At 67.6% G+C, this 24,273-nt stretch carries 23 protein-coding genes; 7 read left to right on the forward strand and 16 right to left on the reverse strand.

The window, feature by feature from the left end; translation table 11 throughout:
• The first annotated feature begins 74 nt into the window (after nt 1–74).
• Nucleotides 75–1,517 carry a glutamate-cysteine ligase family protein gene (locus tag ACNH6H_RS01920; RefSeq protein ID WP_418315156.1) on the forward strand — a complete coding sequence of 481 codons (1,443 nt, stop codon included), beginning with the start codon at nt 75–77 and terminating at the stop codon, nt 1,515–1,517.
• Nucleotides 1,518–1,620: 103 nt separating this feature from the next.
• Here ACNH6H_RS01920 and ACNH6H_RS01925 read toward each other — a convergent pair whose 3' ends face one another.
• Nucleotides 1,621–2,433: an SAM-dependent methyltransferase gene (locus tag ACNH6H_RS01925; RefSeq protein WP_418315157.1), complete on the reverse strand. Its 813-nt coding sequence runs from the start codon at nt 2,431–2,433 to the stop codon at nt 1,621–1,623.
• 229 nt (nt 2,434–2,662) lie between these two features.
• On the opposite strand from ACNH6H_RS01925, the gene ACNH6H_RS01930 reads away from it, so the two are divergent.
• Nucleotides 2,663–3,658 (forward strand): Bug family tripartite tricarboxylate transporter substrate binding protein, encoded by a 996-nt coding sequence (locus ACNH6H_RS01930; RefSeq protein WP_418315158.1) that lies wholly within the window; start codon nt 2,663–2,665, stop codon nt 3,656–3,658.
• A gap of 43 nt (nt 3,659–3,701) precedes the next feature.
• Here ACNH6H_RS01930 and ACNH6H_RS01935 read toward each other — a convergent pair whose 3' ends face one another.
• The gene (locus ACNH6H_RS01935) at nt 3,702–4,682 is read right to left on the reverse strand and encodes a hypothetical protein (protein WP_418315160.1); all 981 of its coding nucleotides are present in this window, start codon (nt 4,680–4,682) and stop codon (nt 3,702–3,704) included.
• A 155-nt stretch (nt 4,683–4,837) separates the two neighbouring features.
• On the opposite strand from ACNH6H_RS01935, the gene ACNH6H_RS01940 reads away from it, so the two are divergent.
• Nucleotides 4,838–5,881 (forward strand): alpha/beta fold hydrolase, encoded by a 1,044-nt coding sequence (locus ACNH6H_RS01940; protein ID WP_418315161.1) that lies wholly within the window; start codon nt 4,838–4,840, stop codon nt 5,879–5,881.
• A gap of 72 nt (nt 5,882–5,953) precedes the next feature.
• Here ACNH6H_RS01940 and ACNH6H_RS01945 read toward each other — a convergent pair whose 3' ends face one another.
• Both ACNH6H_RS01945 and ACNH6H_RS01950 read right to left on the reverse strand, forming a co-directional pair.
• The gene (locus tag ACNH6H_RS01945; protein ID WP_418315163.1) at nt 5,954–6,460 is read right to left on the reverse strand and encodes a Spy/CpxP family protein refolding chaperone; all 507 of its coding nucleotides are present in this window, start codon (nt 6,458–6,460) and stop codon (nt 5,954–5,956) included.
• A gap of 96 nt (nt 6,461–6,556) precedes the next feature.
• Nucleotides 6,557–7,771 (reverse strand): cytochrome-c peroxidase, encoded by a 1,215-nt coding sequence (locus ACNH6H_RS01950; protein WP_418315165.1) that lies wholly within the window; start codon nt 7,769–7,771, stop codon nt 6,557–6,559.
• A 131-nt stretch (nt 7,772–7,902) separates the two neighbouring features.
• On the opposite strand from ACNH6H_RS01950, the gene ACNH6H_RS01955 reads away from it, so the two are divergent.
• Complete coding sequence (locus tag ACNH6H_RS01955; protein ID WP_418315167.1) at nt 7,903–8,340, forward strand: VOC family protein; 438 nt, start codon at nt 7,903–7,905, stop codon at nt 8,338–8,340.
• Between the two features lie 288 nt (nt 8,341–8,628).
• Nucleotides 8,629–8,919 carry a cupin domain-containing protein gene (locus ACNH6H_RS01960; protein ID WP_418315169.1) on the forward strand — a complete coding sequence of 97 codons (291 nt, stop codon included), beginning with the start codon at nt 8,629–8,631 and terminating at the stop codon, nt 8,917–8,919.
• A gap of 145 nt (nt 8,920–9,064) precedes the next feature.
• Here the strand turns inward: ACNH6H_RS01960 and ACNH6H_RS01965 are convergent, their stop codons facing one another.
• From ACNH6H_RS01965 to ACNH6H_RS02010, 10 genes are all read right to left on the reverse strand, one after another.
• Complete coding sequence (locus tag ACNH6H_RS01965) at nt 9,065–11,128, reverse strand: RecQ family ATP-dependent DNA helicase (RefSeq protein ID WP_418315171.1); 2,064 nt, start codon at nt 11,126–11,128, stop codon at nt 9,065–9,067.
• A gap of 54 nt (nt 11,129–11,182) precedes the next feature.
• Nucleotides 11,183–12,133 carry a pseudouridine-5'-phosphate glycosidase gene (locus tag ACNH6H_RS01970; protein WP_418315173.1) on the reverse strand — a complete coding sequence of 317 codons (951 nt, stop codon included), beginning with the start codon at nt 12,131–12,133 and terminating at the stop codon, nt 11,183–11,185.
• Between the two features lie 17 nt (nt 12,134–12,150).
• Nucleotides 12,151–14,430, reverse strand: coding sequence for a penicillin-binding protein 1A (locus ACNH6H_RS01975; protein ID WP_418315174.1), 2,280 nt, complete (start codon nt 14,428–14,430; stop codon nt 12,151–12,153).
• Complete coding sequence (locus ACNH6H_RS01980; RefSeq protein WP_418315176.1) at nt 14,427–15,695, reverse strand: MFS transporter; 1,269 nt, start codon at nt 15,693–15,695, stop codon at nt 14,427–14,429. Before ACNH6H_RS01980 ends, ACNH6H_RS01975 begins: the two co-directional genes overlap by 4 nt.
• Nucleotides 15,696–15,719: 24 nt before the next feature.
• Nucleotides 15,720–17,318, reverse strand: coding sequence for a glutamine-hydrolyzing GMP synthase (gene guaA, locus ACNH6H_RS01985; RefSeq protein WP_418315178.1), 1,599 nt, complete (start codon nt 17,316–17,318; stop codon nt 15,720–15,722).
• 18 nt (nt 17,319–17,336) lie between these two features.
• Complete coding sequence (locus ACNH6H_RS01990; protein WP_418315180.1) at nt 17,337–18,641, reverse strand: MFS transporter; 1,305 nt, start codon at nt 18,639–18,641, stop codon at nt 17,337–17,339.
• 2 nt (nt 18,642–18,643) lie between these two features.
• Complete coding sequence (gene guaB / locus ACNH6H_RS01995) at nt 18,644–20,113, reverse strand: IMP dehydrogenase (protein WP_418315182.1); 1,470 nt, start codon at nt 20,111–20,113, stop codon at nt 18,644–18,646.
• A 155-nt stretch (nt 20,114–20,268) separates the two neighbouring features.
• Nucleotides 20,269–20,781 (reverse strand): hypothetical protein, encoded by a 513-nt coding sequence (locus ACNH6H_RS02000; RefSeq protein WP_418315183.1) that lies wholly within the window; start codon nt 20,779–20,781, stop codon nt 20,269–20,271.
• A 160-nt stretch (nt 20,782–20,941) separates the two neighbouring features.
• Nucleotides 20,942–21,667: a hypothetical protein gene (locus ACNH6H_RS02005; RefSeq protein ID WP_418315184.1), complete on the reverse strand. Its 726-nt coding sequence runs from the start codon at nt 21,665–21,667 to the stop codon at nt 20,942–20,944.
• A gap of 15 nt (nt 21,668–21,682) precedes the next feature.
• The gene (locus ACNH6H_RS02010; RefSeq protein ID WP_418315186.1) at nt 21,683–22,141 is read right to left on the reverse strand and encodes a hypothetical protein; all 459 of its coding nucleotides are present in this window, start codon (nt 22,139–22,141) and stop codon (nt 21,683–21,685) included.
• 269 nt (nt 22,142–22,410) lie between these two features.
• On the opposite strand from ACNH6H_RS02010, the gene ACNH6H_RS02015 reads away from it, so the two are divergent.
• On the forward strand, nt 22,411–22,926 hold the full coding sequence (locus ACNH6H_RS02015) for a DUF4124 domain-containing protein (RefSeq protein ID WP_418315187.1): 516 nt from the start codon (nt 22,411–22,413) through the stop codon (nt 22,924–22,926).
• 4 nt (nt 22,927–22,930) lie between these two features.
• Here the strand turns inward: ACNH6H_RS02015 and ACNH6H_RS02020 are convergent, their stop codons facing one another.
• On the reverse strand, nt 22,931–23,281 hold the full coding sequence (locus ACNH6H_RS02020) for an RnfH family protein (protein ID WP_418315188.1): 351 nt from the start codon (nt 23,279–23,281) through the stop codon (nt 22,931–22,933).
• Entirely contained in the window at nt 23,274–23,732 is a 459-nt protein-coding gene (locus ACNH6H_RS02025) for a type II toxin-antitoxin system RatA family toxin (protein ID WP_418315189.1), read from the reverse strand. Before ACNH6H_RS02025 ends, ACNH6H_RS02020 begins: the two co-directional genes overlap by 8 nt.
• 47 nt (nt 23,733–23,779) lie before the next feature.
• Here ACNH6H_RS02025 and smpB point away from each other — a divergent pair, with 47 nt between their 5' ends.
• Complete coding sequence (smpB, locus tag ACNH6H_RS02030) at nt 23,780–24,238, forward strand: SsrA-binding protein SmpB (RefSeq protein ID WP_418315190.1); 459 nt, start codon at nt 23,780–23,782, stop codon at nt 24,236–24,238.
• The last annotated feature ends 35 nt before the right edge of the window (nt 24,239–24,273 follow it).

A 24,273-nucleotide genomic window follows, 5' to 3' on the forward strand; every position in this document is an offset into this window, starting at 1 on the left:
ATTGATGCGGTGCGCCGGGCGGCGCGCGTTGACGATCATTCGCGCTCCTTGCCGATAGCGGTGAGAATGGCCCGATGGGTCAGGACATTGCCGAGGGGCATTTCCGCGCACACGACTTCGCGACTTTCGCCCGCCGACTGCGCGACGAAACCGCTCACCTGCACGCGCTCGTCGAGCGCGGTGCGCTGTCGCGCCGCCCGCCGATGGCTGGCCTCGAACTCGAGGCCTGGCTGATCGATTCGCAATGCCGCCCGGCGCCTTGCAACGACGAGTTTCTGCAGCGCCTGGGCTCGCCCGATGTCGTCACCGAACTGGCCAAGTTCAACATCGAGATGAATGTGGCCCCGCAGCCGCTCGCGGGCAGCGGGCTGGCACGGCTGGCGGCCGATCTGCAGCGCACCTGGCAGCAATGCCAGCAGGTGGCCGGCGAAATGGGGCTGCGCGTCGCGGCAATCGGCAGCTTGCCCACGCTGGTCGATGCCGACCTCGCGCTCGTCAACATGTCGGACCGCACGCGTTACCAGGCGATCAATGAGCAGGTGCTGCGCAGCCGTGGCGGACGGCCGATCCGGCTCGACATCGAAGCTGCCGACGGCCACCACCTGGTACGCAGCCACGCCGATGTGATGCTCGAGGCCGGCGCAACCTCGTTGCAGGCTCATCTGCAGGTGGCGCCGGAGGCCGCCGCCCGCGCCTACAACGCCTCGCTGATCGCATCGGCGGCGACGGTTGCCATTTCGGCCAACGCACCGTTCCTGTTTGGCCAGCCGCTGTGGGAAGAAAGCCGGATTGCGCTGTTCGAGCAGGCGATCGACGTCGGTGCCCGGCCGGCGTCCTACCGCGGCGACCTGCAGCGCGTCTCGTTCGGCAGCGGCTATGTCGGCTTCTCGATGCTCGAATGTTTTGCCGAAAACGTCGATCTGTTCGACCCCTTGCTGCCGATCGAGCTCGACGAGCCGGCGGATCGCCTGCCCCACCTGCGGCTGCACAACGGCACGATCTGGCGCTGGAACCGGCCGCTGGTCGGTTTCGACGACGATGGCACGCCGCACCTGCGGATCGAGCACCGGCCGATGTCGGCCGGCCCGTCGATTACCGACATGATCGCCAACATCGCGTTTTATTACGGCCTGACGCGACACCTTGCCGATGCCGACGACCCGCCAGAGCTGCACCTGCCCTTCACGGCGGCGCGCGACAATTTCTATCAGGCTGCCCGCCTCGGCCTCGCCGCCGACGTGCAGTGGCTCGCCGGCCAGCAGACCGGACTGCGCCAGCTGATCCTCGACAGCTTGATCGACGCCGCACGCGCCGGGCTCGCTTCATTGCAGGTCGATCCGGCGCTGGCCGACCGGTGGCTGCGGACCATCGAGGCGCGCGTCGAGACCGGGCGCACCGGCGCACACTGGCAACGCGCCTTCGTCGCGCGCCATGGCGCCGACATGGCCCGACTGACCCGCGAATACACCGCGCGGCAGGCCGATGGCGCGCCGGTACACGAATGGACGGCCGGCTGAAAAGGGGCGCGCTGTCTGAAGCTGAGCACAATGCAAGGCCACTCCGGGCGGGTTCCGTTGCCAGCGGCCCTCGCGGCCTGCAGCCGACTCGCCGAGTCGGTTCTCAGCGGCAGCTTGCGCCGTCCGAACGCACGAATCGCCGACCGACCAGGTCCTGCGCCGGCTGGCTGATCGAGCGCAGCTCGAGTTGTCCGCTGTCGAGCACCTGCAGACTCGCGCCGAAAACACCGTCTGCCGCGAGTGTTTTGCCGTCGATGCGACCGTCGAAGACCAACAGCGGTACCGTCGATTCGCCACGCGTCAGCGTGGCCGAAAAGGTCTGGAAACGCTGCGTCAGATCGAGCCGGGCATCGCCAGAGCACCAGTTGCCATGCACCCGCGCCGGCACGATCCACAGCAACAGCGTCGACGCCTTGTCGAGGCCGAGCGGCTTGTCCGGCACAGCGACGCGGCGTGTGCGGTCAGGCTTCCAGTCGCCCATGTCCCAGTCGTGCGAGACGATGCGCGTGCCCGCGCGCAGACCGAGCAGGCGGGGGCGAAGCTGCAGATTGACCGTCGGCAACAAATACATCGTGACGACGGTCGCGCGGCTGAGGTCGGTCTCGAAAAGATCCTGCTCGAGAAATTCGACCCGTTTGTCGACGCCGGCACGGCGCGCCAGGTCGCGGCTCTTGCGCACCAGCTCGCCAACGATCTCGACCCCCTGGCCGCTGGCACCGAAACGGCGCGCCGCAGTGATCACGATGCGGCCATCGCCAGAGCCGAGGTCGATCAGATGATCGGCGGGGCCGACACCGGCCAGTTCGAGCATCGTCTGCGTGACATGGTCGGGCGTCGTGACGAACGGAACGTCGTCCTGCGCCGCGGCGGCGCCGGCAACGGCAAGGATCAAAAAGGCAAGAAGATGGCGCAGCATCGCGCGATGCTAGCAACCTAAAGCCCGGTCTGCCGGGAACGCCCGGCAAAGCTGAAAGGCGGCGATCGGCGCGTCGACCTGGGGGCCGCGCAGGGCCACCGCCACTGCAACAGGCAATCCGGCTGAAGCAAGGGAATCGCCGCCACGGCATGATTGCGCCCGGCGCGCAGCCGGCTGATGTAGTCTTGCGCCCGATCCGACATCCCACCACAACGAGACCGAGACAAAGATGACCCCCTTCACTCCGAAATTCGCGCGTCGCCAGGCACTGCTGTCGATCGCCGCAACCGCCCTGGCTGCGACGGCACCGGCCGCCTGGTCGCAGACCTGGCCCGGCCGCGCGGTCACGATCGTCGTGCCCTTCCCTGCCGGCGGAGGCACCGACGCGTTTGCGCGGCCACTGTTCGCCGCGACGACCAAGCTCAGCGGCAAGCAGTTCGTCATCGACAACCGCGGCGGCGCCGGCGGCAACGTCGGTGCGACGACCGCCGCGCGCGCCGCGCCGGACGGCCATACGTTCTTCATGGGTGCGGTCCACCACACGATCGCCCCGTCGATGTATCCGAAGCTCGACTACAACCTGGAGAATGACTTCGTGCCGGTCGGGCTGATCGCCAGCGTGCCGCAGGTCATCGTCGTCAACCCGCAGAAGGTTCAGGCGACGGATCTGAAGAGCCTGCTCGAGTTCATCCGCAAGAACCCGGGCAAGCTGAACTATGGTTCGGCTGGCAACGGTACCTCGCACCACCTCGCCGGCGAGCTGTTCAAGCTGCAGACCAAGACCTTCATCACGCACATCCCGTATCGCGGCGCCGGCCCGGCGCTGCAGGACCTGATGGCGGGCCAGGTGGACATGATGTTCGACGGCCTCGGCTCGTCGGCCGGACACCTGAAGGGCGGCCGCATCAAGGCGATCGCGATCGGCGCCGAAAAGCGTGCGCCAGGCTTCCCCGACCTGCCGACCGCCGCCGAGGCCGGCGTGCCGACCTACAAGGTCTCGACCTGGTACGGCCTGTGGGCGCCGAAGGGCACGCCGAAGGAGGCGATCGACGGCATGCGCGACCTGATGAGCAAGGCAATGGCGTCCGACGAACTGAAGGCGAGCTGGGCAGCGCTCGGCGCAGAGACACCAAACCTGTACGGCGCCGATTTCGGCAAGTTCGTCTCCAGCGAGATCCAGCGCTGGGCCGAGGTCGTCAAGGCCTCTGGCGCCAAGCTCGATTGATTCGAGCCACCACCTGCGCGGCCGGCGTGCCGGCCGCGCAACCTTAATGCGTCATCGCGTGCACCGCCTCGGAGCGGTCCGGAACGGCATAGGCCAGCGGTTCAAGCGCCGCCTGGATGCGCTGCAGCTGCGCCGCGCTGACCAGCCCGGCAAGCTGGTGCTGGAAGCGTGGCTGCATCGCGCCGGACACGATGTACTGCCAGCGGTAGGCCTTCAGCAACGTCTTGCAGACCGCCTCGGCGCGTGGATCGGCGTCCGGAATCTGCGCGATGCGCAGGAAATACCCGGCATCGGCCGCCGCCTGAGCCTGCAGGATGCCGTCGACACCCTGCACCAGCGCGATCAGGTCGGCGACCGCGGCATCACGCTCGGCGTCTGACGCCAGCTTGCGGTCGACGCGCGTCCACTCGAGTTCGTCGACGATCGCATGCTGCGACTCCTCCTTCCAGTGGAACAGGAAGATGTCCTTGAACAGCGGCGACAGGCCGTCGGCGGGTGCGATGCTGGCGCGGTAGTGCGCCTGCGAGAACAGCTCGATGTGGCAGGTCAGCGCCAGCACCGCCCAATCGCACTTGCCGAGCACGAAGGCCGCGACGTCGTTGGCCGGCACGTCGAAGCGGTATCCGTCGGGCATGCCCTCTGCGACCAGCCGCTCGATGCGGCGGAACAGTTCCTGGTGTTTCAGCTCTTCGTCGGTCACGCGCACCATCGCCTCGAGCGCGATCTGGTCGCCGAGCCGGTGGTCGCGGCTTTGCTCCAGCATCATCGCGCCGATGAAGCGCTCGACCAGCGCAAACATGTTCGCGTAGGTGCGGCCCTGGACCTGGCCGAACAGGCGGCGCTGGGCCGGGTCGAGAAAGGCCAGCTCGTCGGCCAGCGACAGCCCGTCGGGCAGAAAACTGTCGCTGAAGTCGAAGTTGCGGCCGCGGATCACGTCGCGGTCGATGTCCCAGCGGATCCGCTTCGATGCCTCGATCGTGCGGGCATAACGGGCTGAATCGGTGGATTGCAGTTCGGGTTGCATCAGGCTCTCCTCGTGTCATCGCGTCGGATCGACGTGACACGATGGTCGCTGCCGGCCGCCGGCCGCGCATGGGGCAGCTGTCCCGCGCCAGGCGTCGGTACGGCTCGGATGCCACGCCTGTTTGGGGTGCCTGTCCCTCGGCGCGACAATCGGCCATGCCGGGCCGCCAGCGCATCCGCCTGATCACCTCGCCCGACGGGGTGCGGATTGCCGTCGCGTCGATCGGTTGCGGGCCGCCGCTGCTGCGCGCGGCGCACTGGCTGACCCACGTCGAGGACGACAACGCCAGCCCGGTCTGGCGGCCGTGGCTCGACGCGCTGTCGCGCCACCACACCTATATCCGCTACGACCAGCGCGGCTGCGGCTTGTCGGACCACGGCGTCGCCGATTACTCGCTCGATGCCTGGGTCGGCGATCTCGGCGCGGTGATCGAGGCGCTGGGCCTCGAGCGCGTCGCGTTGCTGGCGATGTCGCAGGGCGGCGCGGCCGCCATCCGCTATGCGGTCGCGCATCCCGAGCGGGTGTCGCACCTGGTGCTGATGGGCGCCTACGGACGCGGCGCACTGCGGCGGGAGCCGAGCGATGCCGCACGGCTGGAGGCGCAGACGCTTGTAAACCTGATTCGGGTCGGCTGGGGCGGCCAGAATCCGGCCTTCCGCGAAGTCTTCACGCGCCGCTTCATCCCTCGCGGCACGACCGAGCAGCTGCGCTGGTGGACCGATCTGCAGCGCCTGACCTCGAGTGCCGACGATGCGGCGCGGCTGCTCGAAGCCTTCCAGCAGGTTGACGTCACCGATCTGGCGCGGCAGGTCCGAGTGCCGACGCTGGTGATTCACGCGCGCGGCGATGCCGCGGTGCCATTCGAGGAGGGGCGGCTGCTGGCCGGCTTGATTCCCGGTGCCCGCTTCCTGCCGCTCGACAGCGACAACCATGTGCTGCTCGAGGACGAGCCGGCCTGGACGACCTTCCTGACCGAACTGTTTGCGTTCATCGGCACAGGGGATGCGAACGACCCGCTGACGCCGGCGGAGCGCGAGGTGCTGCGCCTGGTTGCGCGCGGACTCGACAACCACAGCATCGCGATCGAACTCGGCAAGAGCGAAAAAACCGTGCGCAACCAGGTGTCGAGCATCCTCGACAAGCTCGGGCTGCGCACACGTGCTGAGGCAATCGTGTTCGCGCACGACCGGGGCGGCTGAGGCTTCGTTTGTCGGTCGCCGTCGCGCGGCCGGCGTTGCACGACCTGATCACCGGCCAGGCCGGCCAGCCGCTCAGTTGCTGCGCAGCTTGTCGCGCTGCTCCCTGGTCAGCACGGCGTCGATGCGCTTGCGCGTATCGAGGCTCAGTTCGAACATCGCCTTGTGCGCCTCGGCCATCGCCTGGTAGGCCTTGCGCGCGGCCTGCTCGTCGCCCGCTGTCGCACCATGGGGCGCGTGCATGTGGAACTCCTGCTGGTGCATCGTGCCCATCAGCGCCCAGCGTGCCTTTGCACTCTCTTCGAGGATGGCGTCGATCTGCTGGCGCTGCTCGGCGCTGAGGTCCAAGGACACGAACGGTGCGCCGCCGCGGTAACCCCACATCATCCCCGGGCCCATGCCGTAGCCGCCCATCATCCCGGGCCCCATGCCTTGGCCACCGTAGCCACCCATCATGCCGGGGCCCATGCCATGGCCACCGTAGCCGCCCATCATGCCGGGGCCCATGCCCGCGTTGGGTTGCGAGCAGCCGGAGGTGGCAAGCATCAGGCCAGTCACGGCGGCATAAAGATGGCGTCTCATGTGGACTCCTTCGGGCTTCAGGAATCTGCATTCTGGTGGTCGTGCAGGTCAGTCGGCTTGATCGTCGTCAAGCCACAAGCAGCTGCCCTTCCGGTATCAGTCGCATGCCGGCGGCGCGGCCGCTTCCGGCATGCGCGACGCGCCGCGCTCGTCGGTCAGCGTGTGCAGAAAGGCAGCCAGATCGGCAATCTCGCGGCCGTTCAGCGTCGGTACTCGCAATTCGGCTTTGCCGCTGTCGGCCGGCACCCGCGGGCCGATCTGCGCATAACGCGCGACGACGGCCTCGAGCGTGTCGAGGCTGCCGTCATGCATGTACGGCGCGGTCACCGCCACATTGCGCAGCCCCGGCGTGCGGAACGCGCCGCGCAGCAGGCCATCGTCCACTGGCGCAGGCAGTGCCGGCGGCAGCGCTCGCGCGGGGTCATCATTGTGCGCGCCGCGCAGTGTGAACCCGCTCGTGCGCAGGCGCCGCAGACCGTCGACGCGACCTGGGTCCGGCTCGGCCCAGGCGATGCCCATTGCGACGCCGGTGACGTGGAAGCGGCCGTCGCTGAAAGCCGGGCCCGAATGGCATCGTGAACACTGCGCCTTGCCGACAAACAGCGCGAGCCCTCGTTTCGCCGCTGCCGGGTAGCGGCCCGTTGCCCATGTCTTGCCGGCCGCAAGCGCATCGCGGAAATCGTCGAAAGGCGTGCGGCCGGTCACCAGCGTCTCCTGGAATGCGGCCATCGCTTTTGCCAGATTGACCATCACCGCGTCGTCCGGCCGGTCACCCAGCGGACCGAACAGCCTGCGGTAGCGGCAGCCGAGGTCGGCATTGAGCGACAGCCGGCGCGCGACCAGCCGCGGATTCGAATTCATTTCATCGGGGTCGAGCAGCGGGCGCAGCGTCGCCATCCACAAGCTGTCGCTGGCGCCGGCCCAGCCCCACCACCGTTGCAAGCCCAGGTTCTCGACCGGTGGCGTATTGCGCCGCGACGGCCCGAGCGCCTGCGCACGGGCGCGCAGATCGGTCCAGCCGCGGTCGGGCTGATGGCAGCTTGCACACGCCACATAACCGTTGCTCGACAACATCGAGTCGAAGAACAGGCGTCTGCCGAAATCGATCGCAAACGGGTCACCGGACAGGCGGTTGCTCGGATCGGTGCGGATCGCGGGCGGCCACGGGCCGAACGCGAGCATCTGCCGCAGCAGCGGCCCGCGGAAGGTCGCGGCATCGTGTGCCGCTTCGCCTGCTGGCAGTGCGTCCGGCACGAGCAGCAGCGTGGCGATGGCGGCACACGCCCGCGCAAGCGCGCGGCGGGTGGCCATGGCCGATTGTGCGCCGCGCCATCCGGACACGTCGAGTGCAGGCCCTTTTTGGCGGCAGTTCGACGCACGATGCTGGCAGCGGTGTCGGCACTGCGGCATCATCGGTGTTCGATGATCCAAGGAGAATTGCGATGGCCCGCGTCAGCACCTACCTCCATTTCGTCCGCGAGACCGAACCGGCGTTCACTTTCTACCGCTCGGTTTTCGGCACCGAATTCAACGGCCCGCTGCATCGCTTCAGCGAGATGCCGAGCGCACCGGGCCAGCCGCCGCTGCCCGAAGCCGACCGCAATCTGGTGATGCATGTCGAACTGCCGATCCTCGGCGGCCATGTGCTGATGGGCACCGATGCACCGCAGTCGATGGGTTTCAAGCTCAATGCCGGCAACAACGTGTCGATCAACCTCGAACCCGATACCCGCGCCGATGCGGATCGATTGTTCGCGGCGCTCGCGGACGGCGGCACGGTGCAGATGCCGCTGCAAGAGATGTTCTGGGGCGACTATTTCGGCAGCCTGACCGACCGCTTCGGCGTGTTGTGGATGGTCAACTGCGCAGCGAAGGTTTGAGGCAACGCTGAACAAGTCCCTCACGGCGAGCGCATCCTCGCTTTCGGCGGTCTGCTGCGTTGCAAATCCTCGCCATGGCTGGCGCTATGGCTGCGGTTTGCGCCTTGCACCCCATCCGAAACCGAAGCGCGCTCATTCACGGGGACTTATTCAGCGTCGCCTTGGCCGCCGCGGGTGCGCCTGGACAGTGCAGCCCTCATCAATCGTTGCAATCAAAGATCTTCAATTGCCAATGCTGCCGATCGGTTGCACGATGGCGACCCGTCCAACAAACCCAGCCAAGCCGCCGTGACCGCCATCGACACCACATTCGAGACATTCCGTGACCGCATGCTCGCCGAGGGTTATGACGAGGTCATCGAGCGCCGCTGGGAGCCCGGCCAGATCGTCCCGACGCACAGCCATCCGTTCGAAGCCAATGCACTGTTCGTGCAGGGCGAGATGTGGCTGACCGAACAGGACGGGCCGACGCGCCGGCTGGTACCCGGCGATCGCTTCCACCTGCAGGCGAATGTGCCGCACGACGAGCGCTACGGCCCCGAAGGCGGCACCTACTGGGTGGCGCGGCGGAACGGCTGACGGGATCGCGGCTGCAGTCCAATGCAATGCGGCCGAGCTGTGCATCGGCAACCAAAAGTCGTTCAGCCGCTGCTAGAAGCGGAAGGTGGCGGTCACCATCACAAATGATTCTGCACCCTGCCGCGCCGCCGTCTGCGCCACCGGCTCAAGGCAGCTGGTGCAGGACCAGCGGAAGCACCGCAGTGGCGCCGGCCTCGCGCAGCAGCGCGGCCGCCACCGTCATCGACCAGCCGCTGCGGTAGCGGGCACCGACCAGCAGCAGCGGACCGCCCGGCACCTCGACGTCCGATCGCAGCGACAACGCCCTGACCAGCGCAGCCACCTTGGCACCCGATGCGATGTCGGCGTCGGGCAGGCGTCCGGACAGTTGCAGCGCGCCGACCAGCGGCAATCGACCGACCTGCGCAACATGTGCGGCGATCGAGCCGATCAACTGCGGGTATTGATCGGACGGCATCGGCACCACCGCCACCGGCCTGTCTCCCCAGCTGCGCCGCCAGCGGCCGAGAATGCCGATCAGCCCGTCGAGCAACTGCCGGGGCGCCGCTCCGTCTGGCGCGGCAAACAGCGGCAGCAGCACGTCGGACCAACCGGGGTCATCGGCGAAAGCCAGTGCGCGGCCTTCGCTGCAGCCGACGATCTTCCCCTTGCGGCCCCCTTTGCTGGCGCCGCCGCTCGGCCACAGCTTGCGCGGCTCGATGACCACGTCCTGGCCACGCGCGAACACGCGCGCCGCCTCGGTGCGCGCTGCGGCCGGGCTGGCGCCGGGGCCCGGAAGCCTGCCGGTGCACACGCTGCAACGCCCGCAGTCGGCCGGCGCGGGGTCGTCCAGCGCCTCCTGCAGAAAACGCATCAGACAACCCTCGCCGGCAGCAAACGAGCGCATCAACCCTGCCTCGCGTTCGCGCACCTGCGCCAGCGCCTGCCAGCGCTCGTCGTCGAAGGTCCATGCCTTGCCGGTCAGGGCCCAGGCCGATCCCTGACGTTGCACCACCTCGTCGGCGGCCAGGATCTTCAGCAGGCCCTCGAGCCGCCCGCGACGCATCGTGGTCGCATTTTCGAGTTCGAGCAGGCTCTGCGGCTTGTCGGTCAGGGCATCGATGATCTTCCCGACGCGTGCTTCGTCGGGCACGCCGGCGGTCGCGAAATAGTCCCAGATCCGTTGATCGGACTCGGCCGGCAGCAGCACCGCGACGGCTTCGTCGAGTGCCCGGCCGGCGCGGCCGACCTGCTGGTAATAGGCCACCGGCGAGGCCGGCGAGCCGACGTGGATGCAGAACGCGAGGTCGGGCTTGTCGTAGCCCATGCCGAGCGCCGAGGTTGCGACCACCGCCTTCAGCGCATTGCGGCGCAGCCCATCCTCGACCTGCTGCCGAATGCCGGCCTCCAGGCCACCGTAGTAGGCCGCGACCTCGAATCCGCACGAACGAAGAAAGCCGGCCAGCCGTTCGGTCTCGGCGACCGTCAGCGTATAGACGATGCCGGAGCCCACAAAGGCATCGAGCGCATCGGCAACCCAGGCGTAACGCTGCAGCGCATCGAGGCCGGGTACCACCACCAGCTGCAGTGACGAGCGGGCAAGCGAGCCGCGAAAGGTGATGGTCTGCGGGCCGAGCTGGCGGGCAATGTCGTGCGTGACCCGATCGTTTGCAGTCGCGGTGGTGGCCAGCACCGGCGTGTCGGCGCCGATGCCGAGCAAGGTCTTCGCCAGCCGCTGGTAGTCGGGGCGGAAGTCGAAGCCCCAGTCCGAGATGCAGTGCGCCTCGTCGATCACCATCAAGCCGGTCGCCGCCAGCAGGCCGGGCAGGCGCTTCGCAAAACCGGCGTTGCCGAGCCGTTCGGGAGAGACCAGCAGCACGTCGAGGCGATCGGCGGCGATGTCGTCGAAGACCGCGTCCCATTCACCGAGGTTGGTCGAGTTGATGGTCTCCGCGCGCAGGCCGGCCTGCGCCGCCGCGGCGACCTGGTCGCGCATCAGCGCCAGCAGCGGCGAGACGATCAGCGTCGGCCCCTTGCCGCCTGCGCGCAGAGCCGACGTCGCGGCCCAGTAAACCGCCGACTTGCCCCATCCTGTCGCCTGCACGACGAGCACCCGCGCCCGTTGCTCGACCAGCGCGGCCACTGCAGCCGTCTGGTCTTCGCGCGGCCGTGCCGTCGGCCCCGCCATCGCGGCAAGGATCTGGCGCAGATGGGTTTCGGCGAGGTTCATCGCCGGATTGTCGGCCGGGCTGAGGCGCGATCCCGAGCCTGGCCCGCCGCAGTCTCAGACCTCGCCCGGGCCATGTCCGGCCGCAGCCAGTGCGTTGGCCAGCCGGGCCCCGACCTCGGCATTGTGTTTGACCAGCGCGATGTTGGCGGCGAGGCTGCGCCCGCCGCTCAATGCCTCGATGCGGGCCAGCAGGAACGGCGTCAGCGCCTTGCCGGCGATGCCCTGCGCGTCGGCATCGGCGATTGCTTGCGCGACCCAGCGGTCGACATAGTCGCGCGGCAGCGCCGCATCCCCGGGCACCGGCGTGCTGATGACGACACCGCCGCCCAGACCGAGGTCCCACTTGGTACGCAGAAAACGCGCCTGCGCGGCGGCATCGTCGATGCGGAAATCGGCCCGCAGGCCGCTGTCGCGCACATGGAAGGCCGCGAAGTTGTCCTGCCCGCAAGCGATCACCGGCACGCCGTGGGTCTCGAGGTATTCCAGCGTCAGCGCAAGATCGAGGATCGATTTGGCCCCTGCGCAGACGACGGCGACCGGCGTGCGCGCGAGTTCCTGCAGGTCGGCCGAGATGTCGAAGGTCTGCGCTGCGCCGCGGTGCACGCCGCCGATGCCACCGGTGACGAAGACCTCGATGCCGGCCAGTTCGGCGCAGATCATCGTCGCCGCAACCGTCGTCGCGCCCAGGCTGCCTCGGCTGAGGATGGCCGGCAGATCGCGGCGGCTGACCTTGGCGACCTCGCCGGTCGCGCGGCCGAGCAGATCGAGTTCGTCGTCCGACAGCCCGATGCGCACGCGGCCGCCGATCAGCGCGATCGTCGCTGGTTCGGCGCCAAGGCCGCGGACGATGGCCTCGACCTCGCGTGCGGTGCGCACATTGTGCGGATACGGCATGCCGTGGCTGATGATCGTCGATTCGAGCGCGAGCAACGGCCGGCCGGCACGCCGTGCCTCGGCCACGGCCGGGCTGTCGACCAGCCAGCGCCTGGCCAGTGCCTTGTTCATTGCGCCATCCTCGTGGTTCACGGCGCGCCGTTGGTGACCGGAGTGCTCGGCTCGGCGGGGATCGCGCTCGATCTCGGGAGAGCGCGCGTTACGCCGGCCTCCGCGCCGATATGGACGATCCAACCGCCGTCGGCCCATTCGTCGTAGAGCCAGTCGTCGCCGGATCGGACCAAGCCATCGGGCGGCGGCGCGATTGGGGCAACCGGAATGCCCTTCAGCGCGACCGCCATGTAATCGATCCAGATCGGCAGCGCCAGGCCGCCGCCCGACTCGCGTTCGCCGAGGCTGCGCGCATCGTCGAAACCCATCCAGGCAACCGCGGCGACACTTGGATGAAAACCGGCAAACCAGGCATCGACGGCATCGTTGGTCGTTCCGGTCTTGCCGTACAGGTCGCTGCGCTGCAATTGACGCTGCGCGCGCGCCGCGGTACCGCTGCGCGTGACCTCGTTCAGCAGGCTCGACGTCAGGTAGACATTGCGCGCCGGGATCACCCGCTGCTCCTCGGCCAGTGGTCGTGCCGCCGGCGCCTCGAACAGCAGCTTGCCATTGGCGTCGGTGATGCGCTCGATCAGTATCGGTGGGCGACTCCAGCCGCCGTTGGCGAGCGTCGCGTACGCACTGGCCAATTGCAGCGGCGTGACGCTGCCGGCGCCGAGCGCCAGCGTCAGATTGGCCGGCTGCTTCGCGAGATCGAAACCGAATCGGCCGGCCCAGTCGCGCGCCGGGCCGACACCGATCTGCTGCGCGAGGCGGACACTGACCAGGTTCTTCGATTTCGCGAGCGCATCGCGCAGGCTCAACGGGCCGTCGAAGCGGCCGTCGCTGTTCTGCGGCGACCAGCCATTGGCCGTGAACGGCGCATCGTCGATCAGCGTGGCCGGCATCACGCCGTGTTCGAGCGCCGCCGAATAGAGAAACGGCTTGAACGCCGAACCCGGTTGGCGCCAGGCCTGCGTCACGTGGTTGAATGGCTGGCGCGTGAAATCGAAGCCGCCGACCAGCGCGCGGATCCGCCCGCTCGCCGGATCCAGCGCGACAAAACCGGCCTCGACCTGCGGCCACTGCGCTATCGCCCACGCGCCACTCTGCGCCTGAACGCGAACGATCGCGCCGCGCCGCAGCGCCAGCGCCGCCGGCGCTTTCGGCTGCAGCCCGGCCTGCGCCCAGCGCAGCCCCTCGCCCTTCAGGCTGATCCGCTCGCCGCTGGCCAGCTGGGCCCGCACTTCCTTCGGCGACGCAGCGAGCACGATCGCCACCCGCAGCGTCTCGTCGTCGCGGTACTCGCGCAGCGCCTGCGCGGCGGCGCGTTCTTCTTCGGCGGCTTCGAGTTTGGCCGGCAGCTCCTGCTGGTCTTCCGGTCCGCGCCAGGGGCCCTTGCGGTCATGGGCCAGCACCGCGCGACGCACCGCAGCCCAGGCCGCCTGCTGGTCGGCTGCGCGCAGCGAGGTGTGGACGCGAATGCCGCTGCTGTAGGCCTCGGTGCCGAAACGCTCGACGACCACCCGGCGCGCCATTTCGGCGACGTGATCGGCGCGCACCGCCGCCTGCAGCGGCGAGCGGATCGCGAGTTTCTCGGCGCGTGCGGCGGCCGCCTGTGCAGCGGTGATCACGCCGGTTGCGGCCATCCGCTGCAGCACCACATGCTGGCGCAGCGTCGCCCGCTGCAGGCTGGCGACCGGATTCGCGTAATACGGGTTCTGCGGCAATCCAGCCAGCATCGCGGTCTCGGCGATCGACAGCTTGTCCATCGGCTTGCCGAAATAGGTTTGCGCCGCGGCGGCGAAGCCGTACGAACGCTGGCCGAGAAAGATCTCGTTCATGTAGATCTCGAGGATGCGGTCCTTGCTGAGCGCCTCCTCGACCCGCATCGCGAGAATGATTTCCTTTGCCTTGCGCTCGACCGTCCGCTGGTGGCCGAGCAGCACGGTTCGCGTCATCTGCTGGGTGATCGTCGATGCGCCCTGTTTGCGCCCGCCGGTCGCCATCGACAGCAGGGCGCGCGCCATGCCCTTAGGATCGATGCCGCGGTGCTCGCGAAAACGCGCATCCTCGACCGCAATCACCGCCTCCTGCAGCAGTTTCGGGATCTTCGCGATCGGCACGAACTGCCGCCGCTCGGTGCCGAACTGCGCCATCTCGACCCCGTCGGCGGTGAACACCTGCAACGACAGCTTCGGCTGGTAATTGACGATCTTGTCGATCGCCGGCAATTCCCACTCGGCATGCGCGGCAGGCAAGGCGGGGCCGATCGTCGCCAGCGCGAGCACGAGGGCGGGCAGCAGGGATGTCTTCATCGGGATGCCCCCACCGCCACCGTCGGCCCTGGCAGCGAAAAACCGCGCAGCGGCAAGCGCAGCGACAACACCGCCGCCGCCAGCAGCAGCGCGCCGGCAGTGCCGAAGGCGATGCCGTGGGTTCCATAAACCTCGTACGCCCAGCCGCCGAGCCATGAACTGAGCGTGCCGCCCAACTGGTGGCCGACATAGGCCAGGCCGTACAACACGCCGACCAGCCGCACGCCATAGACATCAGCGAGGATCGCCGACGACAGCGCGATGCTGCCGGCCCAGACCAGCCCGCCGACCGTCGCCGCGAGGTACAGCTCCCAGTGCGTGCCGACCAGCACCAGCGCGAAGAAGCCGAGCCCGCGCACGCCGTAGATCACCGCCAGGATATTGCGGCGCGGCAGCCGGTCGGCGAGTCGCCCCAGCACCAGCGTGCCGAAGATCGCGACGAAGCCGATCAGGCCGATGCCCAGCGCGCTCGAATGGGCGTCGAAGCCGTGGTCCATCAGCATCGGCATGCCGTGCGTGCCGAGCAGGTTCATGCTGAAGCCGCAGGCGAACATGCCGACGAAGATCTGCCAGAACGGCACGGTGCCGAACACTTCGCGCAGCGCCAGGCTGCTGGCGGGCACGCGCGGCGCGCCGCGCAGCGCATCGATCTGCTCAGGCGTCAGGTCGGTATGTTCTGGTGCCTTGTCGCGCATCACCCACAGCGCGGCCGGTATCGTGAACGCGGCAAGAACAGCTGCATAGCCGAGCAGCGCAGCGCGCCAGCCGAAGGCCTCGATCGCGAATGCGAGCACCGGCGTCATCACCGCCATGCCGGCCATCGAACCGGTCGACAGGAAAAACAGCGCCATGCCGCGCCGCCGGGTGAACCAGTGGCTGATCACCGGCGTCACCGCAACCGGGCTGGTGAACGCGAGCCCGATCGACATCAGCACACCGAAGGCGAGGCCGAAGCTCAAGGCGTCTCGCGCGAGCACCGTCCAGACGACCGACACCGCGACGATCGCGGTGCCCAGCAGCAACACGAACCGGGTGCCGACACGCGCCACCAGGTGGCCGGCGAGCGGCATCGCGAGCCCATAACACAACATGCCGACGGCGACCATCGTCGCCAGCTCGCTGCGGCTGAAGCCGGGATCGGCGGTCATCGGCAGGAAAAACGGGCCGATGCCCAGCCGCATGCCGACCGACAGCAGCGTCAGGCAGGCCGCGGCGGCGACGATGTTCCAGCCGAAATACCAGCGCGGGGTGGGAATGCGGTTCATCGTTGCGACTCCGGCGCCGCGCCGCTACTCCCACTCGATCGTTGCCGGCGGCTTCGAGCTGACGTCGTAGGTCACGCGGTTGATGCCCTTGACCTCGTTGATGATGCGGCCCGACACCTTCTTCAGCAGCGCATACGGCAGTTCCGCCCAGTCGGCGGTCATGAAGTCGCTGGTCTGCACCGCGCGCAGCGCCACCACATAGTCATAGGTGCGGCCGTCGCCCATCACGCCGACACTCTTGACCGGCAGGAAGACGGTGAAGGCCTGGCTGGTCAGTTCGTACCAGGTCTTGCCGGTCGCTTCGTCGCGGAAATTGCGCAGTTCCTCGATGAAGATCGCATCGGCCGCGCGCAGCAGGTCGGCGTATTCCTTCTTCACTTCGCCGAGGATGCGGACGCCGAGACCGGGTCCCGGGAACGGGTGGCGGTAGACCATCTCCGGCGGCAGGCCGAGGGCCACGCCGAGCTCGCGCACCTCGTCCTTGAACAGGTCGCGCAGCGGCTCGAGCAGTTTCAGGCCGAGTTCGGCCGGCAGGCCACCGACGTTGTGGTGGCTCTTGATCGTCGTCGCCTTCTTGGTCTTCGCGCCGCCGCTTTCGATCACGTCCGGGTAGATCGTCCCCTGCGCCAGCCACTTCGCGCCCTTCGCGCCGGCCGATGTCAGCTTCGCCGCCTCCTGCTTGAAGACGGTGACGAATTCGCCGCCGATGATCTTGCGCTTCGCCTCCGGATCGGCAACGCCGGCCAGCTTGCCGAGGAACAATTCGCTGGCGTCGACGCGGATCACCTTTGCATGCAGCTTGCCGACGAACATGTCCATCACCATGTCGCCTTCGTGCAGGCGCAGCAGGCCGTGGTCGACAAAGACGCAGGTCAGCTGGTCACCGATCGCACGGTGGATCAGCGCCGCGGCAACACTCGAATCGACACCGCCCGACAACCCGAGGATCACCTCCTCGTCGCCGACCTGCTCACGGATCAGCTCGACCGCTTCGGCGACATGGTCGCGCATCACCCAGTCGGGCCTGGCGCCGGCGATCTGCAGCACGAAGCGCTCGAGCATCGCCTTGCCCTGCACCGTGTGCGTGACCTCGGGATGGAACTGCACGCCGTAATAGCCGCGCTCCTCGTCGGCGATGCCGGCGATTGGGCAACTCGGCGTGCTCGCCATCAGCTTGAATCCGGGCGGCAATTCGGTGACCTTGTCGCCATGACTCATCCAGACCCGCAACATGCCGTGGCCCTCGCCGGTCGTGAAATCGGCAATGCCGTCGAGCAGCTTCGTATGGCCGCGCGCACGCACCTCGGCATAACCGAACTCGCGATGCGTCGACGGCTGCACCTCGCCGCCCTGCTGCACCGTCATCGTGAACATGCCGTAGCAGATGCCGAGCACCGGCACGCCGAGGTCCCAGACCGCCTGCGGCGCGCGCAGGTCCTGCGCCTCGTAGGTGCTGGCGTGGCTGCCGGACAAAATGATGCCCTTCGGTGCAAATTCGCGGACGAAGTCGTCCGAGACGTCGTTCGGATGGATTTCGCAATAGACGTGGCACTCGCGAACGCGGCGGGCAATCAGCTGCGTCACCTGGGAGCCGAAATCGAGGATCAGGATCTTGTCGTGCATGGTGTCGGTCGGTGAATCTCAGGTGGCAGACGGCGCCGCGACGGCGGCTTCGGCCCGGCGTTGCCGGCGGCGGTTGCGGAAATGGGTCCAGGCGAGCAGCAGCGCGAGCGCCTGCAACATGGCGCCGAAATAGAGCGGCGTGCCGATCGCCCAATGGCCTTGCGGCAGGTGCGAGACGGCACCGAGCAGCGGTGCGCCGATCAATGGCGCAATCACCGCGGTGAGGCTGTTCATCGAGCTGACGGCGCCCATCGTCTCGCCCTGGCTGCTGGCGTCGGCCGCACTCGAGACGATGCTCTGCATCGCGGCCGTCACGGTATAGCCGAATATGTTGGCGACGATCACCAGGTACATGAACCAGCCGGCCGGTGCAGCGCCCCACATCGCAAATGCGAAGGTCGCCGACACCAGTCCGATCACCGCCAGCCGCTGCGCCGACATGTGCTTCAGCAGCTTGCCGAGCAACCAGCCCTGCACGATCACCGACATCACGCCGACGGCTGCCAGCGACCAGCCGTTGTCGGCCGTCGTCCAGCCGAACTTGAAGGTCGTGTACAGCACCCAGGTCGTATAGAGAATGCCCTGGGCGAGGCCGGTGCAGGCAATCACGCCGACCAGTCGGCCGATCCCTTTCAGTGCCGACAAGCGTCGCAGTGCAGCGATCGGATTGGCCGCCTTCCATGCGAAACGTTTGCGGCTGGCCTGCGGCAACGATTCGGGCAAGACGAACCAGCCGTAAAGCACATTCAGCAGCGCGAGCGAGCCGGCGGCAAAAAATGGCAGGTGCAGGTCGATCGCACCGAGCACGCCACCCATCGCCGGGCCGAGGATGAAGCCGACGCCGAACATCGCGCCGAGCAGGCCGAATCGCTTCGCGCGTTCGTCCGGCGCGCTGATATCGGCGACATAGGCATTGGCAACCGCGATATTGGCCTGCATGCCGCCACCGATCATCCGCACGACGACCAGCATCGCCATCGTCGTCGACAACGCGGTGGCAAAAAACGAGATCGCCAGCCCGCAGAAGCCGATCAGCAAAACCGGCCGACGGCCGAAACTGTCCGACAACGCGCCGAGCAGCGGCGACGCGAAGAAATTGCTGAAGCCGAAGGCAAACGCGACGACACCGAGCCACAGCGCCTGGTCGGCCTGCGAGCCGGTCAGGCTGCCGACCAGCGCAGGCAGCACCGGAACGATCACACCGATCGCCAGCATGTCGATCAGCACCGCGATCATGATGAAGGCCATCGCGGCCTGGCGCCCTTCAGGCGCCGCCGGGCGAGCGGCGTCGGCAACGGCGCCGGGCTCGCCGGAAACGCGCATCGTCATTCCAGGCGGTAGTTCGGCGCTTCCTTCGTGATCTGCACGTCGTGGACGTGGCTCTCACGGATGCCGGCCGAGGTGATCTCGACGAATTCGGCCGAGCTGCGCATGTCCTCGATCGTCGCGCAGCCGCAGTAACCCATGCTGGCGCGCAGGCCGCCGGCCATCTGGAACAGGATGCTGACCATCGAGCCCTTGTAGGCGACGCGGCCCTCTATGCCCTCGGGCACGAGCTTGTCGGCATTCGGATTGGCGCCGGTGTTGTCCTGGAAATAGCGGTCGGCACTGCCCTGCTGCATCGCGCCGATCGAACCCATGCCGCGGTAGCTCTTGTAGCTGCGCCCCTGGAACAACACGATTTCGCCCGGCGCCTCTTCGGTGCCGGCAAACATGCTGCCCATCATCACGGTGTGCGCGCCGGCGGCAATCGCCTTCGCGATATCGCCGGAATAGCGGATGCCGCCGTCGGCGATCAGCGGAATGCCGGTGCCGGCCAGCGCCGTCGCAACATTGTCGATCGCGGTGATCTGCGGCACGCCGACGCCGGCGACGATGCGGGTCGTGCAGATCGAGCCCGGGCCGATGCCGACCTTGACGCCATCGGCGCCGGCTTCGGCCAGTGCCTTCGCCGCCGCGCCGGTCGCGATATTGCCGCCGATCACATCGACCTGCGGATAGTTCTGCTTGACCCAGCGGACCCGCTCGATCACGCCGGCGCTGTGGCCATGTGCGGTATCGACAACCAGCACGTCGACGCCGGCCTTGACCAGCGCGTCGACACGTTCTTCGGTGCCCTCGCCGACGCCGACTGCCGCGCCGCAGCGCAGCTTGCCCTGCGCATCGCGAGCGGCAAGCGGGAAGTTGGTCTGCTTCGTGATGTCCTTGACGGTATAAAGGCCGCGCAGTTCGAAGGCGTCATTGACGACCAGCACCCGCTCGAGCTTGTGCTTGTGCATCAGCGCCTTCGCGTCGGCCAGCGTCGCGTTCTCGCGCACCGTGATCAGCCGTTCGCGCGGCGTCATGATCTCGCGCACCGGCACATCGAGCCGGGTCTCGAAGCGCAGGTCACGGCCCGAGACGATGCCGACGACCCGGCCCTCGTCGACGACCGGAAAACCCGAGATGCCGTGTTGCCGCGACAGCTCGATGACATCGCGCACCGGCACGCCGGGCGAAATCGTGATCGGGTCGCGCAACACGCCGGATTCATAGCGCTTGACGCGCGAGACCTCGGCCGCCTGCTGCTTGGCCGTCAGATTCTTGTGGATGATGCCGATCCCGCCCTCCTGCGCGATCGTGATCGCGAGACGCGCCTCGGTGACGGTGTCCATTGCCGCGGATACCAGCGGCAGGTTCAGCGTGATGTTGCGCGACAGCCGGGTGGCAAGGCTGGTATCACGCGGCAAAACCTGTGAAAACGCCGGAACCAGCAGGATGTCGTCGAAGGTGAGCGCTTTGCCAAGAAGGCGCATGAGGGAAGCTCCAGACGCAAAAGCGAATTATACGGAGCCGCCTGTTCACCCGTCGGATGGCAGGCAATCGACGCAACAATGCCCGGGCATGCGGCCTGGCGGCCGCCTGTTCCGGGCACTGGTACCAGCAGAGGCGGCTCTCTGGCCGCCGCGACTTATTTCTTCGTGCTGCTCGGCTGCTGGGTCTGCGTGACGGTTTCGTCGCGCTTGTCCGTCGGGCCTGCCTTCTTCAGCGGGCCGCTCGAAGCCGGCTTCTGCGTCTGCGTCACGGTTTCGTCGGCACGATCCTTCGGAATGTTCTTTTCGACCGCGCCGGCGCTGGACATCGGCTTTTGCGTCTGCGTCACCGTCTCGTCGCGGGAAATGGTCGACGGACCGGCCGGAACGCTGCCGCGAGCCGGGCTCGGTTGCTGCGTCTGCGTGACCGTCTCGTCGCGCTTGTCTTTCGGAATGTCCTTCATGACGGCGCCGGCGCTGGCTTTCGGCTTCTGCGTCTGCGTCACGGTTTCATCGCGGCGATCGGTTGCCATCGTTTTCGGCACCGCACTGGCGGAAGCACTCGGCTGCTGGATCTGGGTCTTCTCCTCTTTCTGCGCATGGGCGACGCCGAAGGTCGCAACGGCCGCGAGGGCGACTGCCGTCTTGAGGAAAGTATGGGTGTTGCTCATGTCGTAGCTCCTTGTTCTGTGCAGGGGCCGATCAATGACCGGACTGTTCGATCTTCAGTGCAACTGCAGCCGTGCCGCATAGGCATCGACCGACGATCGCCGTAGGAGAGTGCCGCCTTGGCGCCGACTGCAAGGAGGTGCTGGACTGCGCTGCCGGCATTCACTCCGCCGTCGCAGCCTGCCTCGGTGCGCCGATCGCGAACACCTGGTGCAGCGGCTTGCGCTCGGGCAGGATGTAGACGACGGCGCGGTAGTCGACAAACATCGGCTGGATCAGCGATTCATAAAACGCGACCGGCACGTTGATGCAGCCATACGAAATCCGGTTGTCTTCGGCAGTCGGGGTGGCCAGACGTTCGAGCCGGCGCTCGGCCGGTACATCGTTGATCACGCGGTGCATCGAGACGCCGGCCTCGTAATCGACCCAGACGACATCGACCCCCTTCGCATTGCGGCCGCGCTCGGCGACGAAACGCCCGGCTGGCGTCGTGCGTTCATGCTCGCGGACCTGCGCAATCGGCTTGTTGCCTATGCCGGGCACGGTGTCATCGCCCGGCGTCAGGCCGAGCAGTACCGGCGAACTGGCCTGCAGGTTGCCGCCGCGGTCGAAGACGTGCACGGTTGCCGCCGGCTTGTCGACGATCAGAAAGCCGAGGCCGTGGTTGTCGCCGGAGCGCACGGCCCAATCCGCCAGTGTCCGCGCCTCGGCGCGCAGCTCGCTGGCCTGCCCGATCATCGGGCGAGGATCGTTTGCCGAGGCGGTGCCGCTGGCCTGGCTGGCCGTCGCGGCCAGCAGGATCGACGCAAATGCGCCGACGGCCCGGCTGCGCCACGATCGGGTCGCTGGCGGCCGGGCCGACGACGCCGGAACAGGTCCGGTTGTCATCAAGGCAACTGTCGATCAGTTGCGGTCGGCACGGGCCATCCGCTCGTTGCCCATGCGCATGTCGCTTCCGTCATTGCGCATCGGCATGTCGGCACGATTGGCCATGTGCGGTTGCAGCGTGCCACGCTCGTTGGCGATCATCGGCTGGTTCGACTGGCCCGACTGGTCACCACCCGAACGGTGTGCGTTATGGCCGGTTCCGGGCGATGCGGTTTGCGTCTGGCGGACTGTCTCGTCACGGCGGTCGACCGGAATCGACGGGGTGGTGAGCTGACCACCGGTCGAGCTGGCCTGTTGGGTCTGGCGAACGGTCTCGTCGCGACGATCCATCGTGCCACCATTGTTGATCTGGCCCATCGTCGAGCTCGGCTGGACGATTTGCGTGCGCTCTTCATGCTGGGCGTGAGCGACGCCAAAGGTGGCGGCGACGGCGAGTGCGGTGCTGGTCTGGATGAGGGTCTTGGCGAGGCTCATTGCGGTACTCCTGGTAGCTGTGGGACAAAGGTATTCGGTGTCACGGTCCGATCGAGGACCGGATGCCTCCATGGTGAACGCGACACCGGCGATGCAGCGTCAGTCCCATCCGGCGATCGGCGTAGGACAGCGTCCGAACGGTTTGAGGGAGTCGCCAGACGCGCCAACACGGGCTGGCGAGCACTCCAGGCCCTGAATAGGGCCCACGTCCTGACTTCGATGGCTACACTCGAGGCCTCTATCTGCCTTGCGTTTGCGCGCCTGCCGCCATGAGCCGTCCAGTTGCCACCGCCTTGCTTGCCGTCATCGTCTCGATGTTGGCCCTGCCCGCCGCCGCAACCCAATGGAAGTGGCGCGAAGGCGACCGCATCATCTACAGCGACCGTCCGCCGCCGGCCAGGATCCCGGAGCGGGCGATCCTCGAACGGCCGCCGGGCCTGCAGCGGGGCGCCGTGCCACCCTCACCGACCGGGCCCTCGCTGGTGGCGCCGCCGCCGCAGCCGGTGGCATCCGCACCGGCGACCGATACGACCGAACCGGCACTGGAGGCCAAGCTGCGCCGCGAGGCCGAGGAAAAGGCCGCGAAGGAAAAGGCCGAAGAAGCCAGGCTCGCCGCGCTGCGCGCCGACAACTGCCTGCGTGCGCGCAGTCAGCTGAAGATGCTCGACGATGGCGTGCGCGTGGCCCGCACCAATGACAAGGGCGAGCGCGAGATCCTCGACGACAAGCAACGCGGCGAAGAACAGGCGCGGATCCGCGCCATCATCGCCAGCGACTGCAAATAAGGCCTCAGCGCGGAGGGCCCGGGCGCCCTGCCCGGGCGCGCGCCTGCCGGCGTTGGCGCAGCCGGCGTGCCTCCTTCGGATCAACGAGCAGCTGCCGGTAGATCTCGATACGGTCACCGTCACGCAAGGCCTGCGACCTGTCGACCTGCCGCCCCCAGATGCCGACTCCAGCTGCACCGGCACCGGCAAACCGCTCGGCGATCCGGCTCTCGCGCAACGCATCGTCGACACGGGCGCCGGCCGGCAATTCGAGCCGTGTGGTGTCGATCGTCGTGCGGTCGGCGCAATAAACCACCTCGACCCGGATTGGCGCTTCGCGATGCTGGCCGCTGGCCGGCAGCGGCGTCTCAACCATGAACCTGCTCGGCGCGCGAGACAAAGGCCTCGACGAAGGTGTTGGCGATGCGGTCGAATACCGGACCGACCAGCGCCTCCAGCGGCCGGCTGGCGAACGCATAACTCAAATCGAATTCCACCTTGCAGGCCTGCGCGTCGGCGCTGGCGTCTGCGCCAGGCTTGGCCAGCGGCAGGAACTGCCAGCTGCCCTCGAGGTGAGAAAACGGTCCGTCGACCAGCGCAATGCGCACCGCCGAATTCTGCTCATGGTGGTTGCGCGTCGTGAACGCGTGCCTGACACCGGCATAGGCCAGGTGCAGCCGCGCGGTGACGCCGTCGTCGTGGCGCTGCACGACCTCGGCCCGTTCACACCAGGGAAGGAACTCGGGATAGTCGTCGACGCTGGTGACCAACTGGTACATCTGCGCCGGCGAATACCAAAGCAGGACTGACTTCTTGACGTGCTTCATACAATGCGTCGATTGTATTGAGCGGGTTCGCCCCCACCTCCGAAACCATGTCGATAGCAGAAAACCGGCGCGCCCGGTTCGATTACCAGATCGAGGAACGCCACGAGGCGGGCATGGTCCTGCAAGGCTGGGAGATCAAGGCGATCCGCGCCGGCCAGGTCCAGCTGACCGACGGTTATGTCGTGATCCGCGACGGCGAGTTGTTCCTGATCGGCTGCCGCATCAATGCGCTGCGCAGCGCGTCGACCCACGTCCACCCGGAGGCCGACCGCACGAAGAAGCTGCTGATGCACAAGGCCGAAATCAAGCGGCTGGTCGGCAAGGTCGAGCAGAAAGGCTTCACGCTGGTGCCGCTGAACCTGCACTACAAGGGCGCGCATGTGAAGGCCGAGATCGCGCTGGCCAAGGGCAAGGCCGAACACGACAAGCGCAACACCGAGAAGAAGAAGGACTGGGAACGCGAGAAGGGAAGATTGATGAGACATAAAGTCTCATCAAAGGCGTAAGCCTGCGGCGCGCAGCGACGATATTCCCTTCCGCC

The sequence above is a fragment of the Pseudideonella sakaiensis genome, from assembly GCF_048320135.1.
Taxonomy (GTDB): domain Bacteria; phylum Pseudomonadota; class Gammaproteobacteria; order Burkholderiales; family Burkholderiaceae_C; genus Ideonella_A; species Ideonella_A sakaiensis_A.

What these genes read in the sequence shown, in the direction of transcription:
- ACNH6H_RS02005 (WP_418315184.1), bottom strand. Translation starts at nt 21,667, where the DNA reads ATGACAACCGGACCTGTTCCGGCGTCGTCGGCCCGGCCGCCAGCGACC.
- ACNH6H_RS01945 (WP_418315163.1), bottom strand. Translation starts at nt 6,460, where the DNA reads ATGAGACGCCATCTTTATGCCGCCGTGACTGGCCTGATGCTTGCCACC.
- ACNH6H_RS01965 (WP_418315171.1), bottom strand. Translation starts at nt 11,128, where the DNA reads ATGAACCTCGCCGAAACCCATCTGCGCCAGATCCTTGCCGCGATGGCG.
- ACNH6H_RS02000 (WP_418315183.1), bottom strand. Translation starts at nt 20,781, where the DNA reads ATGAGCAACACCCATACTTTCCTCAAGACGGCAGTCGCCCTCGCGGCC.
- ACNH6H_RS01950 (WP_418315165.1), bottom strand. Translation starts at nt 7,771, where the DNA reads ATGGCCACCCGCCGCGCGCTTGCGCGGGCGTGTGCCGCCATCGCCACG.
- ACNH6H_RS01940 (WP_418315161.1), top strand. Translation starts at nt 4,838, where the DNA reads ATGCCGGGCCGCCAGCGCATCCGCCTGATCACCTCGCCCGACGGGGTG.
- guaA (WP_418315178.1), bottom strand. Translation starts at nt 17,318, where the DNA reads ATGCACGACAAGATCCTGATCCTCGATTTCGGCTCCCAGGTGACGCAG.
- ACNH6H_RS02010 (WP_418315186.1), bottom strand. Translation starts at nt 22,141, where the DNA reads ATGAGCCTCGCCAAGACCCTCATCCAGACCAGCACCGCACTCGCCGTC.
- smpB (WP_418315190.1), top strand. Translation starts at nt 23,780, where the DNA reads ATGTCGATAGCAGAAAACCGGCGCGCCCGGTTCGATTACCAGATCGAG.
- guaB (WP_418315182.1), bottom strand. Translation starts at nt 20,113, where the DNA reads ATGCGCCTTCTTGGCAAAGCGCTCACCTTCGACGACATCCTGCTGGTT.
- ACNH6H_RS02020 (WP_418315188.1), bottom strand. Translation starts at nt 23,281, where the DNA reads ATGGTTGAGACGCCGCTGCCGGCCAGCGGCCAGCATCGCGAAGCGCCA.
- ACNH6H_RS02025 (WP_418315189.1), bottom strand. Translation starts at nt 23,732, where the DNA reads ATGAAGCACGTCAAGAAGTCAGTCCTGCTTTGGTATTCGCCGGCGCAG.
- ACNH6H_RS01925 (WP_418315157.1), bottom strand. Translation starts at nt 2,433, where the DNA reads ATGCTGCGCCATCTTCTTGCCTTTTTGATCCTTGCCGTTGCCGGCGCC.
- ACNH6H_RS02015 (WP_418315187.1), top strand. Translation starts at nt 22,411, where the DNA reads ATGAGCCGTCCAGTTGCCACCGCCTTGCTTGCCGTCATCGTCTCGATG.
- ACNH6H_RS01920 (WP_418315156.1), top strand. Translation starts at nt 75, where the DNA reads ATGGGTCAGGACATTGCCGAGGGGCATTTCCGCGCACACGACTTCGCG.
- ACNH6H_RS01980 (WP_418315176.1), bottom strand. Translation starts at nt 15,695, where the DNA reads ATGAACCGCATTCCCACCCCGCGCTGGTATTTCGGCTGGAACATCGTC.
- ACNH6H_RS01935 (WP_418315160.1), bottom strand. Translation starts at nt 4,682, where the DNA reads ATGCAACCCGAACTGCAATCCACCGATTCAGCCCGTTATGCCCGCACG.
- ACNH6H_RS01990 (WP_418315180.1), bottom strand. Translation starts at nt 18,641, where the DNA reads ATGCGCGTTTCCGGCGAGCCCGGCGCCGTTGCCGACGCCGCTCGCCCG.
- ACNH6H_RS01930 (WP_418315158.1), top strand. Translation starts at nt 2,663, where the DNA reads ATGACCCCCTTCACTCCGAAATTCGCGCGTCGCCAGGCACTGCTGTCG.
- ACNH6H_RS01955 (WP_418315167.1), top strand. Translation starts at nt 7,903, where the DNA reads ATGGCCCGCGTCAGCACCTACCTCCATTTCGTCCGCGAGACCGAACCG.
- ACNH6H_RS01970 (WP_418315173.1), bottom strand. Translation starts at nt 12,133, where the DNA reads ATGAACAAGGCACTGGCCAGGCGCTGGCTGGTCGACAGCCCGGCCGTG.
- ACNH6H_RS01975 (WP_418315174.1), bottom strand. Translation starts at nt 14,430, where the DNA reads ATGAAGACATCCCTGCTGCCCGCCCTCGTGCTCGCGCTGGCGACGATC.